Annotated in this window: 13 protein-coding genes; 3 read left to right on the forward strand and 10 right to left on the reverse strand. The window is 58.7% G+C overall.

Annotated features, from left to right (window positions below; translation table 11 throughout):
• Positions 1 to 16: 16 nt before the first annotated feature.
• The gene (locus tag EI77_RS18460; RefSeq protein WP_133796784.1) at positions 17 to 925 is read left to right on the forward strand and encodes an N-acetylglucosamine-6-phosphate deacetylase; all 909 of its coding nucleotides are present in this window, start codon (positions 17 to 19) and stop codon (positions 923 to 925) included.
• Positions 926 to 946: 21 nt separating this feature from the next.
• Here the strand turns inward: EI77_RS18460 and EI77_RS18465 are convergent, their stop codons facing one another.
• The 4 genes from EI77_RS18465 to lpxK form a co-directional block, all read right to left on the reverse strand.
• Positions 947 to 1,678: a polysaccharide lyase family 20 protein gene (locus EI77_RS18465; protein WP_166647355.1), complete on the reverse strand. Its 732-nt coding sequence runs from the start codon at positions 1,676 to 1,678 to the stop codon at positions 947 to 949.
• A 92-nt stretch (positions 1,679 to 1,770) separates the two neighbouring features.
• Positions 1,771 to 2,085, reverse strand: coding sequence for a DUF3467 domain-containing protein (locus EI77_RS18470; RefSeq protein WP_133796786.1), 315 nt, complete (start codon positions 2,083 to 2,085; stop codon positions 1,771 to 1,773).
• A gap of 4 nt (positions 2,086 to 2,089) precedes the next feature.
• Complete coding sequence (locus EI77_RS18475) at positions 2,090 to 3,022, reverse strand: formate dehydrogenase accessory sulfurtransferase FdhD (protein ID WP_133796787.1); 933 nt, start codon at positions 3,020 to 3,022, stop codon at positions 2,090 to 2,092.
• Entirely contained in the window at positions 3,019 to 4,242 is a 1,224-nt protein-coding gene (gene lpxK / locus EI77_RS18480; RefSeq protein WP_133796788.1) for a tetraacyldisaccharide 4'-kinase, read from the reverse strand. Before lpxK ends, EI77_RS18475 begins: the two co-directional genes overlap by 4 nt.
• 204 nt (positions 4,243 to 4,446) lie before the next feature.
• On the opposite strand from lpxK, the gene EI77_RS18485 reads away from it, so the two are divergent.
• Both EI77_RS18485 and EI77_RS18490 read left to right on the forward strand, forming a co-directional pair.
• Complete coding sequence (locus tag EI77_RS18485) at positions 4,447 to 4,689, forward strand: DUF2281 domain-containing protein (RefSeq protein ID WP_166647356.1); 243 nt, start codon at positions 4,447 to 4,449, stop codon at positions 4,687 to 4,689.
• Positions 4,686 to 5,072, forward strand: a complete 387-nt coding sequence (locus EI77_RS18490) for a type II toxin-antitoxin system VapC family toxin (protein WP_133796790.1) — start codon at positions 4,686 to 4,688, stop codon at positions 5,070 to 5,072. Before EI77_RS18485 ends, EI77_RS18490 begins: the two co-directional genes overlap by 4 nt.
• A gap of 151 nt (positions 5,073 to 5,223) precedes the next feature.
• On the opposite strand, the gene nadB is transcribed toward EI77_RS18490, so the two are convergent.
• The 6 genes from nadB to EI77_RS18520 all read right to left on the reverse strand — a co-directional run bounded on the left by nadB (position 5,224) and on the right by EI77_RS18520 (position 13,106).
• Complete coding sequence (nadB, locus tag EI77_RS18495; protein ID WP_133796791.1) at positions 5,224 to 6,828, reverse strand: L-aspartate oxidase; 1,605 nt, start codon at positions 6,826 to 6,828, stop codon at positions 5,224 to 5,226.
• 175 nt (positions 6,829 to 7,003) lie between these two features.
• Positions 7,004 to 10,000 (reverse strand): tetratricopeptide repeat protein, encoded by a 2,997-nt coding sequence (locus EI77_RS18500; RefSeq protein ID WP_133796792.1) that lies wholly within the window; start codon positions 9,998 to 10,000, stop codon positions 7,004 to 7,006.
• A gap of 105 nt (positions 10,001 to 10,105) precedes the next feature.
• A complete protein-coding gene (locus EI77_RS18505; protein WP_133796793.1) occupies positions 10,106 to 10,492 on the reverse strand; it encodes a ribonuclease E inhibitor RraB in 387 nt (128 codons plus the stop codon).
• A gap of 33 nt (positions 10,493 to 10,525) precedes the next feature.
• Positions 10,526 to 11,371: a pantoate--beta-alanine ligase gene (gene panC, locus EI77_RS18510; protein WP_133796794.1), complete on the reverse strand. Its 846-nt coding sequence runs from the start codon at positions 11,369 to 11,371 to the stop codon at positions 10,526 to 10,528.
• Positions 11,368 to 12,216, reverse strand: coding sequence for an ABC transporter permease (locus tag EI77_RS18515; protein WP_133796795.1), 849 nt, complete (start codon positions 12,214 to 12,216; stop codon positions 11,368 to 11,370). Before EI77_RS18515 ends, panC begins: the two co-directional genes overlap by 4 nt.
• Positions 12,213 to 13,106 (reverse strand): ABC transporter ATP-binding protein, encoded by an 894-nt coding sequence (locus tag EI77_RS18520; protein WP_133796796.1) that lies wholly within the window; start codon positions 13,104 to 13,106, stop codon positions 12,213 to 12,215. Before EI77_RS18520 ends, EI77_RS18515 begins: the two co-directional genes overlap by 4 nt.
• Positions 13,107 to 13,135 lie beyond the last annotated feature (29 nt).

The following is a 13,135-nucleotide window of genomic DNA, read 5'->3' on the forward strand; positions in this document are numbered from 1 at the left end:
AGTTCCAACCCATCTCATGAAACCGCTCGATCTCCAGGTCAATGGCTACGCAGGCACCGACTTCAACGGCGACAGCCTCACGGCTGAAGCCCTCCACCATGCCTGCCACTGCCTGCGGGAAGATGGCTGTGATTCCATCCTGGCCACGTTCATCACGGATGACATCGCCACGCTGGAGCGGCGCATGAGCCGGCTGGTGGAGCTGCGTGAAAACGATCCTCTGGCCAAGGAGGTGATCGCAGGCATTCACATTGAAGGGCCGTTCATCAATCCGGAAAAAGGCTACGTGGGTGCCCATCCTCCGCAATGCGTAAAGCCAGCCAATCTGGAGGATACCAAACGCCTGCTGGATGCGGCAGGTGGCCTCACCAAGATCATCACCCTGGCCCCTGAGCATGACGCGGACTATCACGTCACGGAGTTTCTTTCCAGGAACGGCATCACCGTCTCCGCCGGGCATTGCAATCCTTCTCTGGACCAGCTCCGCGCAGCGACGGAGCACGGCCTGAGCATGTTCACCCACGTGGGCAATGGCTGCCCCATGCTCATGCACCGGCATGATAACATCATCCACCGCGCACTCTCTTTGCGGGACCGTCTATGGCTCTGCTTCATCCCGGATGGCGTGCACATTGATTTTTTTGCCCTCATTAATTACCTCCGTAGTGCCGGGCTGGAAAAAACCATCTTTGTGACGGATGCCATCTCCGCCGCCCGGCTGGGCCCAGGAAACTACAAACTGGCAGGCTGGGACATCAAGATTGGCGAGGACCTCGTGGCCCGCTCACCAGACGGCTCCCACTTCGTCGGCAGCACCGTGACGATTCCCCGCATCCTCTCCAACGGCCAGCAGTCCCTGGGACTGACCAAAGCCGAGCTGGAACTGCTGCTGGATACGAACCCGCGCAAGGCCGTGGGGCTGTAAGCAGTGCACCCGGCACGCAGTTCAGCGGGCTTTCGGCGGAGCCACCATCTCATAGCTGCCCTCTGGGCCAGCAACTCGGTATTCATCCGCATAGATCACATTGCGGTCCGTTTCCTCCACACTGTGATACTGGCCAAACTTGGCGTAGGGGCCGAGTTTCTCAGGATACTGGGTGATGATGTCTTTCTCGTTGATCACCTCCACGCCGTCTTTCCAGATGCTCCAGAAGCCGGTGGTATCGGAGGCCCAGCGGACATGGACGACCCAATCCGTCCAGACGTCCTTTTGCATGGGCAGCCGTTTCATTCTGCGGCGCTTGCCGCCAGGGATGGCATCGCTGGTGATGACCCATTCGTCACCCTGCACGCGGATGGCCAGCACGGGGCTGGGGCCGCCCTGCTGGGTATGCCATTGAAAGAGCACGGCATCGCGCTTTTGCGGGGCCTTGAATTCACCCGGCAAGTATAAGCTGAGGCCATACCAGTACTCCGTGTCCATCTGGATCTTGGTGCGGTCATCCGTGAACTCAGCACGCTGACCTTTGGCGACTTCGGGATCGGTGGCGCGCAGGAGCATCTTGGCCGCGTATTTGCCCGCACGAACAGGAGAAGTCACCAAGGTCACCGCATCCGGAGATCCTTGTTGGATTCGCAACTGCGTCACATCACCGGTTTCAAAATCCGCCAGCTTTAAGAGAGCTGCGTGAAGAGGCATCGCAGAGGCGATGAGAAGCGGGAGGAAAAAGCGGGACATGGGGGGCATGGGCATGGAACATCTACGGTAGATCGGTCACCGTTTTACCGAGTATCCAACAAGGTATCTTGCAACAACAGAAGGCTGCTCAATTACGGTGCCTCTTTCATCCGCTTGGCCACATCCAGCTCGATAGGGCCATACTTCTTTTCATAGGCCTGCAAGGTCTGGGTGAGATGCATCCACAGGCGCTTGGCACCGTCATAAGAAGTCACCACACGGCTGACGATCTGGGCCTCTTCATCCACCATCGGCCCAAAGGCATTCAGGTTGAGGGCGAAATCCAGCACGACCTCATTCGGGGTGGCAAAAAGGCGGGCGACATTCGAATACACAGCGCCTGCAGGAGGGGAAATTTTGACCGGGGCAGAGGAATCTGGACCGACAATTTTTACGGAGTTGGACATGGTGTTAGGCTGGGGTTGGAAAATGAAGGCGCTCCGGATGCGTGTAAACGTTCATCGTTTCACCACGCAGGAAACCGATGAGAGTCTGGCCTGAATCCTGAGCAAAGTCCACCGCCAGGCTGCTGGGGGCAGAAATGGCGGCAACGATGGGGATGCCGCCCGCCAGGGCCTTTTGGATGATCTCGAATGAAACGCGGCCACTAACTAACAAAATGTGCTGCGAAAGCGGCAGCAAGTTTCGTTGCAGCGCGTAACCCAGCACCTTATCCAGAGCATTGTGCCTGCCCACGTCCTCACGGATGACAATGAGCTCCCCCTGGGCATCAAACAGAGCGCTGGCATGGAGACCGCCGGTCTTGGAAAAAGTCTCCTGAGCAGCACGGAGCTTCGCCGGGAGGGAGGCGATGAGGTCGGGCGAGATGGGAGGGAAGGAAGAAGGTGTGAGCGAAGAGGAGGAGTGTTCAGTATTCAGTGCGCAGTTCTCAGTTGGCAATGACCCGGCACCTTCATCTGAGGGCTGGGGACTGCGCACTGAGCACTGGTTTTGGTTCAGCGTTGGAAACTTCTGAAACACAGATTCAATGCTCGTCTTCCCGCACAGACCGCAGCTAGAGGCGCTGAAGACATGACGGGTCAGGGATTCCCAGTTCACCACGGCCCGGCCGAGCAGGACGTCCACAATGTTGCCATGCTTGTTGCCAACGCTGGGGCATTGGGAAATTTCCAGCACATCCCGTGCGCAGGTGATGACACCTTCGGTGACGAGAAATCCGGCCACCAGCTCTTCATCATGTCCAGGAGTGCGCATGACCACGGCCACGCTGCGGCCTTCCACCCGGATTTCCAAAGGCTCCTCCCGGGCCACCACGTCCTGACGTTTTTCAGCAGGATGGCCTAACTGAAGGTGCGTCAGCTCGATGGTGGATGATTCGCTCATACCGCCGTCTCCAGCAGGTCCGCACTGACAAGCCCTTGCGTCACGTGGCGGGGCTCGGCGATCAGGCGCACCAGTTTGTCAAAAATCTCCCGGCCCTTGATGATCTCGATCTCCACCCGGAGGAAGTAAATGGGGATGTCATCGGGAAGCGATTTCGGGAAGCGTACGAAGTCCTTTTCAGTGGTGAGGATGGCGTGGGCATCCGCATTTTCACAACGGTCAATGAACTGGATGATCTCCTTTTCCTGGAAGCGGTGGTGATCCGTGAAGCGGACAGTCCAGTGGACTTTGGCCCCCAGCTTGCGCAGGCTATTTTCAAAACTCTCCGGCACGGCGATGCCAGACAACGCCCCTACATACTTTCCCCGGAAAGCATCCAGCGGCAGACGCTCACCCGTGTGAATGTGCTCAAAGTGGACCGGCCGGTGGCGACACTCGATGATTTCCGCCACGGCGTTGTGTTTGCGGATCTGCTCAATGATCTCGCCGCTATCGCCATCGGATTTGGTGAGGAAAATGTAGCTGGCACGGCGCAGGCTGGCGGGCGGCTCGCGCAGGGTGCCGCGGGGCAGCATATAGCCGGTGCCAAACGGAGCGGTTTTATCCACCAGCACGATGTCATGGCGATGCTTCAACTTCAGGTATTGCAGGCCGTCATCCAGGATGAGCACATCCGCACCGAATTTACGGATGGCATGGGCACCCGCCTTCACGCGGTTGCGGTCCACCACCACGGGCACGCCTTTGCAGTTTTGCGCCAGCATGAAGGGCTCATCACCGGCCACGTAAGAATCCAGCAACACCTTTTCACCGTCCGAGACCACACGCGGCAGCAGCTCGCGCGGCTTGCGGACCAGACCCAATTTGGCCGCGATGCGCCAGCTCGTGGGGATCTTGCGCTGTCGTTTGCTTTTATAACCCCGGCTCAGGATGGCCACCCGCCGCCCCTGGGCCAGCAGGGCCTTGGCAAAAAGCTCCACCACTGGCGTCTTGCCCGTGCCACCCACCGTGATGTTTCCAATGCTGATCACCGGCACCCCCAGGTGATGGTCGTGCAGGTAACGCTCCCGATATAGTAACAAGCGCAGCCTCACCGCCCCAGAATAAATGCCGGACAAAAACCAGAACGCCATGCGCAAAAACGCCGCCCGCATGCCACGACGATTGTGGATGATGACATCAATGATGAATTTTTCGAGATCTTCGAGCGTGTCCTTCATCCGGTGGGAGGCGGACGGTAGACCGGGAGGGGGGGATGCTCAAGTACTGTAGTCATCACTCCCTGTCCCGCGACTGCGGCGATCCGAGTGATGAGTTTCGGATTCTGCGGCCGCGCTGTGGCTGATGACAACCTTGTCTCCGGCCAACCAGCGCGGTTGGAAAGCAGGTCTTTACGGGTGAGATGGATGAATTATGTTGAAGGCATGAGCACCCTCACTGCGATCCTCAATCCATCGCCCGACGGAACGTTGCATTTGCCCTTGCCAGCGGGGTGGAAACCTCAGCAGGCCGTTCGGGTCAAGGCTGTCTTGGAGCCTGTTCTGGACAATCCAGGAGAGGCGGCCGAATCTGCGAGTCTGAAGGGTTTTGGTTGTTTGCGAGGCCTGATATGGATGGCTCCCGATTTTGATGAGCCGCTGGAGGATTTTGGAGAGTATTCTGCATGAAGCTTCTGATTGATACTCATGCCTTGCTATGGTTTTGCGAAGGCCACGCCTCACTCAGCGCAAAAGCGCGTGCTGCCATGGAAGATGAAAGCAACGAGCGTTACGTCAGCCATGCCACGGCTTGGGAAGTGGCTATAAAAGTGAGCCTTGGGAAGATCCAGCTGAAACTGGACTATGAAATTCTCTTTTCGCAGGTGGTGAAGGCCAACGGATTCCAAATGATGGGCCAAGATTTACGGCACTATCAGGCATTGATCGCCATGCCAAAGCATCATGGCGATCCCTTTGACCGGTTGCTGATCGCGCAGGCCCAGGTGGAGGGCATGACCATCCTAAGCTGTGACAGGAATTTTGCGGCCTATGGCGTGCCGCTTCTTTGGTAGCGAAGTGATGGGGGATGATACTCAAGTACAGTAGTCATCACTCTCCGAGGGATGCGAAGCGAGGTCGAAGCCTGTCGAGGTCGAATCTCCTGCGAGGTCTTACCAAAGTGAATATCAAAAACGCATCACTCGGAGAGTGATGGTTACTGCACTAATACCGCCTCAGCGTCGTATCCGCAGGCTCACGCGCGGAGTCTTTCTCCGGGTAATCCAGCGTGAAATGCAGCCCCCGGCTCTCATGGCGGCGGATGGCGCATTCGACGATGAGTGAGGCGGTTTCGACGAGGTTGCGGAGTTCCAGGAGCTCGCTGGTGATGCGGAAGTTCCAGTAAAACTCCTGGACCTCGCGCTTTAAATTGCGCAGGCGGGCGGCGGCGCGTTGGAGGCGCTTGGTGGTGCGCAGGATGGAGACGTAATCCCACATGAGGCGGCGGATTTCATCCCAGTTGTGGTAGATGACGACGAGCTCGTCATTGTCCACAGCCTCACCGCTCTGCCATGGGGGCACCGAGTAAATCTGCTCGGCCTCTTTGCCGATGGGCATCTTGCGCAGCATGTGATCCACAGCACGGTGGGAAATGACGAGGCACTCCAGCAGGGAGTTGCTGGCCAGGCGGTTGGCCCCATGCAGGCCGGTGCAACCGACCTCCCCTACGGCACAGAGGCCTCGAATTCGGGTAGCACCATTCACATCCGTAACGACGCCGCCACACTGGTAATGAGCTGCGGGGACGACGGGGATGGACTGCTTGGTGATGTCGATATCCACCTCCAGGCAGGCTTTGTAGATGTTCGGGAAGTGGCTGAGGATAAACTCCGCCGGACGGTGGGAGATGTCCAGATACACGCAGGGGCCGCCGGTGCGCTTGATCTCGCTATCAATGGCGCGGGCGACGATGTCACGCGGGGCCAGGGAGCCGCGCGGATCATAACGGTGCATGAATTCCTGCCCCTTATTATCGATCAGCCGGGCACCCTCGCCTCGCATGGCTTCGGTGATGAGGAAGGAGCGCTTCTGCGGGTGATAGAGGCAGGTGGGGTGAAACTGGATGAACTCCATGTTTGCGATGCTGGCCCCGGCCCGCCAGGCCATGGCCACGCCATCCCCGGTGGCCACACGCGGGTTGGTGGTGTAAAGGTACACACGGCCGCTGCCGCCGGTGGAAAGCACGACGCGATCCGAGCGGAAGGTGACGACTTCATGCGTGGTTTCATTGAGCACGTAGAGGCCCAGCACGCGGTCCTCCGTGACAAAACCAAGCTTGGCCGTGGTGATGATATCAATGGCAAAGTGATTTTCGTAGAGCGTGATGTTGGGCCGCTCTTTGACAGCGGCCAGCAGCTTTTCCGTCAGCTCCCGTCCAGTGGCATCGGCAGCATGAAGCACGCGCCGCTGGGAGTGCCCGCCCTCGCGCGTCAGGTCAAATTCCAGGTGGCCGTCGGAGGCTTCGCGCTGGTCGAAGTGCACGCCCCATTTCACCAGCTCGGCGATGCGGTCCGGCCCTTCGGTGACGATGGTGCGCACCGCCGCTTCATTGCAAAGGCCCGCGCCGGCGATGAGGGTATCACTGACGTGCTGCTCGATGCTGTCTTCCTCGCTGGTCACGCAGGCGATGCCGCCCTGGGCCCAGTTAGAATTGGAGTCCAGCGCTCCGCGTTTAGTGAGGATGGCCACTGTGCCATGCTCAGAGGCATGCAGGGCCGCGCTCAGACCACCGGCACCACTGCCGACAATGATGAAATCGTAATCAGTCACAAGAGGATAGGCGGGTTGGAATCATGCCCCGCCTCCCGGTCGGCGGACCGGATGGGATTTCCTGGTTGGGAAACTGCGCTGCTTCTCGTCCACGACGGGCTCATGACGGCCTCCAGCATGGCGAGCTTGGCACATTGCGCCAGCGGCTTGTTTGGGGGGCAAAACTCTGCTGTTTTTAAAACCGACCCTGGTTCACCTGATCAAACATCTGCCCGACGGTCTGCATCAGGCGGTTCTGCCCCAGGTGCTTCCGGTAGCCGTTATCCTCCGCCTCACGGCGCTCCTTGTATTCCAGTTCACGTCTGAGGTCACGATTTTTGGCCGCGAATTCCGCGGCAGCCGTCAGCGGATAAAGGGGACCCGTTTCAGGCCTTAGCTGTGCAGCCTCAGCCGCCAGGATGGCTTCCCAAAGCAATGGCAGACTGGCCATGGATTCCAGCCCCTTGTTCTGGGTGGCAGGATCCAGGCGAAAGAGAGCCAGGGTGGCCTGCTCCCGCTCCGCCCTGGGCATGGGCACATGATCCGTGGTGGCGAGGAGTTTTTTCCAGGCATTGAGGTAATCCGGGTCCAGTGTCACCGCACGGCGGTAATGGCTGACGGCTTCGGTGTGGTTCCCCTGCTGATCACGCAGGTAGCCCAGGAGGTAGGAGATCTGCGGTTTGTCCGGCATTTTCAGGGCCAGGCGGGTGAAGACCTGATCCGCGATGTTTTGGGCACGTTTGCCCTTGAACGCTCCCTCGCAGCCGAAGCAGTGGCTTTCCACGCGGCCAAAGCTGTCCGGCATGAGCTCAAACGCACGCCGGTAATGCATCTCCGCCTTGGCGAAGTCTCCCAGCTCACTGTAGCGCAAGGCCAGTCGTGACTGGATGCAGTAGGCATCCGCAAAATGGGTGAGCGCCTCCTCATACCTGGCCACGGCTCGGGAGAGCAGCCCGGCATTCCACCAGTCATCCGCATTTTCCGAAATGCGGATGGCCTTCACCGCACCGCGCATGGTGGCGGCCTGCTCCGCATCTCCCTTTTTTTCCAGGATATCCGCAAGGACGGCATAGGCCCGCATGCGGTCGCCTTTCCCCTGTTCACCATCGCTGGGGTCAATCGCGATGGCCGCGCGGACGGACTTTTCCGCTTCCTCCAGCCGCCCTTGATTGAGTTGCAACTGGGCCTTCCAGATGAGCGGCCTCTCTTGAAAACGATGGGCGGCCTGAAGGGCATCCAGGCGGCTTTCCAAATCGTCTCCGCCCAGGCTTAGCAAAAGAGCATACGCGGAGTCCTTGTCCGGGCGCTGCTGCACAGCCCGCTGAGCGATGCGCCTCGCAACGTCAGTTTTGCCTGTCTCCGCCAGGGCCTTGGCTACCATCACCAATACGGAATCGCGGAAGGATGTCTGCGCAAGATCGGCCAGATCCTTTGCCCGCCAGCCTGGGGAGGTATCTAGAAGCTGGACGATCTCCCCATACTGCCCCGCCTTATCGTACACCCCCATCAGCGTCACCAATATGTCCTGCGTCCTATGCAAAAAGCGCCTCTGCGATCCTGAATTGGAAGCACGGACCAGTCGGTCCTTCAGAAATGTTTCCGCTGTGCTGCTGCGGCCAGCTTTGACCAACATGTCCGTCACCGTCCACATCTCGCTCACGCTTCCAGTCCCCTCCTCGGGAATCTGGGCATAAGCAGCCAAAGCCCCAGCGACGGCTTCATCCACCAGCTCTGGCATGTTCAGTAAAAGCCCCAGGCTGAGGAGCACTTCAGCAAGGTCTATCTGCTCCCTTTCGGGCGTGTCCTGCCGATGGTTGGCGATAAACTGGAGATTGCGTTGCGCTTCCGGTGACAATTTGCTTTTCACCTCCTCTGGCAGTTTATCGAGCGAGATCGAGGCGGGGCTTGCTGTCGTTTTTGCAGGCCCTCTTTTCACCATCTCGCGGAGGATTTTCACCCCTTCATCCACCTCATCGGCAGCCAGCAGTGCACGGTAAAGGCAGCCTTCCACCTCGCTCCTCGCCCTACCCGCCAGAGCGGGTTTGGCCACAGCTTCACGCAGGAGTTGCAACGCTTCCCTGGACTGTCCCTCGTGAGCAGACAGCTCAATGAACACCTGCCACAAAGGCAAGGCAGGCTGCTGGCTCAGCATCGTGCGCAGAAAATCCAGCATCTGCCGCCCAAAGCCCTGCTTTTGCATGGCATCAATATCTGCCGCGTGAAGAGTCAGTTGAACTCCACTTTCATTCCCAATCCGGTTCAGGGTGAAAGCCATGGCCTCTTCCGTCCGGCCTGCGGCAATCAGGTGCAGCAGGTAGAGTCTTTCCGCATCGCTCCGGTGGGACGAATCATCATCGGGAAACTTCTTCACCAGTCCCTCATAAAGCGGCAGGTCCGCCTCGGTCTCGACGAACTCCCACACAGGTCTTTTCAAATCCGGCAGATTTTCCAGGGCCAGCTTGGACGTGAGACGACGCGTTTGTTTTCCGCTGACGCTGATGCCAGCCTTTAGCCGCAGCGCACGGGCGATAAGCGGAGCCACCGTGGCCTCATCGGCCTCCTGAAGCAGGTCCGGAATCAGGATTTCCTCCACCATGCTCTCATCCTTCTCATAGGCGTCTAATGTCGCCGCCAGGGCGGCTACTTGTTCCTGTGGACTCCCGGCCAAAGTATCCAGCGTGCGCCCGATACGATCCACCGACTCCTGGAAATAAGACACGCCATGCTTGGCTATCTTGGGATACTTCGTGATCAGGTCGCGAAGCCCCGCCATCGCTTGCTGGCGGCCTTGCGAATCATCCCGCAGGACAGCGCTCATCAGGATGAGGCACTGCCTCTGCAGCGGCTCCATATTCTGGGGACGTTTTTCTATCGCCTCCGCCAGAGCATCCCAAGTCTGCACAGGCGGCAAAACCTCCACCAGTTTCTCAAACTCAATGTCCTGGTACACCTGCGTCCACGCATCAAACAAAACCAGCCATTGGCCAGCAGCTTCTTCCGCCGACAACTTAGACGCCTGCGCAGTATATGCCTTTAACTCCGCCCTCAGGGCTTTGACATCTGCCGCCTCTTCATAGGAGCCTGCGAGTGCCCGGAACAGGCTGCTTCTAGAAAGGAGCCTGCTACCGAAAAACACAGCCGCAAGAACTGCGAAACCGAGGAGGAAGGTTAGGATAAAGAAGCGCGGGCGCATGATCGGATAAAAACTGTGCCCACTTGACCAAAAACACCGGCTCGAAACAAGCCTTAATGGTCACCCTGCCCTCAAATCCGAATCTTAGCCCGTAATGCTTGCGATCTATTCCCCTTCCGTCTCAATCGGCCCGATGTCCATGCCATCATAGCTGTCCAGGCCCTGATCATAGGCGAACTGATACAGCTCATCATTGCGGACATCCAGGCTGGCGGGGGTATGAGTCTCCTCCTTTTCCAAATGTAGCCACCAGGGGCGCGGGGCATTCGGATCTTCTTCTTCGAGCTGGTAAATATTCACAAACCGGTAGCCCTGTTCCACCAGGAGATCCCGCGCTACTTCCAAAGCTCCCGGCTCATGATGAGTGAAAAAGTACCCCCACAACATCTCGCTCGTCATGTCCCAATCCGTCTTTTCAGAGATGTTCACGAACATCTTCTGAAGCATTTCGAGGGTGATGGTTTTAGGCTGGCGGGGTTTGGGGTCGGACATGGTCGGTGAAGAAGATGAAGGAGTTTAAAGAACTTACCTCACCAGTTCAATGTTATCAATCAGCCGCGCCTTGTCGAAGAACACTGCGAGCGCAATAAGCCCGTCGTTTTGGACGATGTCCAGGGGCTGGAGGGTATGGCGGTCCACGAGGGCGATGTAGTCTTTGCGGCCGAGTGTGGCGTGCTCGGCGAGGTGCTGGTGGATGATGTGGAGCAGATGACAGCCACCGGTCACATCAGCCTGCCAGGCATCGCGGGCTTTGACCAGAGCCGCACGCAGAGCGGGGGCCTGGGCGCGTTCTGCAGGGCTGAGGTAGCGGTTGCGGGAGCTCATGGCCAGGCCGTCGTCTTCGCGCACGGTTTCCAGGCCGTGGATCTCCACTGGGAAATTGAGGTCGCGGACCAGACGGCGGATGATGGCGAGCTGCTGATAGTCCTTTTTGCCAAAGACGGCATCGTCAGGCTGGACGAGATTGAAGAGCTTCGCCACCACGGTGCACACGCCGTCAAAGTGGCCGGGGCGGCTGGCTCCGCAGAGGACGTTGGACAGGCTGCTTTCGCGGATTTGGATGCTGCGGTCAGCGTGATAGACTTCCTTCACACCGGGGGCAAAGACCATGTCCGCACCGGCTGCCTGGCAGATGGCGAGGTCCGCCTCCAGGGTCCGCGGGTAGCGGTCAAAGTCTTCGTTAGGCCCAAATTGAAGCGGGTTCACAAAGATGCTGGCGGCCACTTGGGCATCGGTTCCGGCCATGTGACGGGCTTCACGGACGAGGGCGGCGTGGCCATCATGCAGAGCACCCATGGTGGGCACAAAGATCACCCGGCCAGCAGATTTTCTCCAAGCGCGCAGTTCTTTAACGGTCTCGATCAGGATCATGATTTGAGGTCTCTGGATTCAAAAATGGCTGCGCCCACGATGAAGAGGGAGGCATTGACGGCAGCCAGGACGGTGAAGGATCTGAGGACCACCGCCCAGTCCGGCGCGGCCAGCAGCAACTGCCCCCAGACTGCGATGTGTTTCGTGAGCAAGAAGTGCTCGTAATCCTGCATGTAAGGGGTCTGTTTCAGAATGAGGTCACTCAATGCATAAGAGAGTGCACCGATGGTGGCCGCTGCGGGTTTGATGGAAAAGCAGGAGAGGAAAAAGGCGATGGAACTGATGACCGTCATCGCAAAGGCCAGAAAGAGGCTGGCGGTCGCATAATGGTAGAGGCCGTTTCCCCAGTCATGCAGCTCGCTGATGTTATCCACCAGCAGCAGGGCAAAAAACCCGCCACCCCAGCCCTTGATCGCCACGCCTAACAAAAAAGATGACCCCGCCATGAACTGCACCAGCACCACCGTGTAGCAGCAGCAGGTGAGAAACTTGATCGTCAGCAGCCGCAGTCGGCTGATGGGCCGCACCAGCAACAACCGGAAGTGCCCGTCTTCATTTTCCTTGGCCACGATGTCACCCGCCACCAGCGTCACATAGATCCCCCCCAGGAGAAAGCAGGAGATGCCCAGGACCTGCAGTGCCATGGTGAGCGCAGAGTCATAATATTCCAGCGAAGCTCCCTGGCGGGCCAGCGCGCCGTTGATCATATTTCTGAGTCCGCCTGTCCGCAGGCGAAACAGGATGAAGGCTTCCAGTGCCAGAAACACCCCGAACCCGATGAACGTGCGGCGTCTGGCAAAGAGCTTCAGCAGTTCACCCTGCCACTGGCGGAAAAAGAGGATCATGCGCCGGTTAGGCCGAGGTAAAATTCTTCCAGGGTCGGTTTATGCGGCTGCCAGGAGTCCACACGGACACCCGCTTCGACAAGAGATTTCAGCAATTCATGGCCTAGTAGGTGAGGTGGCAGCTCCACAAGTTGCGTCACGGGATCCAGCATGGCTCCAGCGCTGGAAATGGCTTCTTTGGCCTTGGCCAGATCCCGCGTTTGCAGGTGGAAGACACCCTGCTTTTTTTCCTGCGAGGGGACCGGGCCTTCGTACATTTTGCGGCCTTGTTTGAGGATGACACAGCGGTCGCACATCTGCTCCACTTCAGCCAGGAGGTGGGAATTCAGCAGGATGGTCATGCCGAGATCCGAGCGGAGTTTGAGGACGAACTCACGGAACTCACGAATACCTTCGGGATCCAGACCATCCGTCGGTTCATCCAGCAGCAGGCACTTCGGCAAGGGCAGCAAGGCCTGGGCCAGGGCGAGGCGTTGCCGCATGCCGTGGCTGTAGGTCTTCGTTTTATGATGGGCACGGTCCGCCAGATTCACCAGCTTCAGGATGCGCTTGGCCTCGTCCTCATCCCACCAGCCAGAGAGGGAGCAAAGCACGCGCAGGTTTTGCCAGCCAGACAGGTATTCATAAAAATGGGCAGCCTCATAAATGGCCCCGACGTGGCTCAGGGCACGGGACCGTTCCTGCTGGACCGAATGGCCTGCGATGCGCACTTCCCCCTCATCCGGCCTGACCATGCCGAGAGTGATGCCCAGGATGGTGCTTTTTCCTGCGCCATTGTGGCCCAGCAGACCAAGGATCTCCCCCTGGCGCATTTCGAAGCTCACATCATCCAGCGCCAGTCGGCCATTGGGCCAGCGTTTGGTGAGGTTGCAGACTTCGAGGAGGGCCATGTCCGCTGAGCATGGCGGGTCCGATGCAT

The sequence above is a fragment of the Prosthecobacter fusiformis genome, from assembly GCF_004364345.1.
In the GTDB taxonomy this organism is placed as follows: Bacteria; Verrucomicrobiota; Verrucomicrobiia; order Verrucomicrobiales; family Verrucomicrobiaceae; genus Prosthecobacter; species Prosthecobacter fusiformis.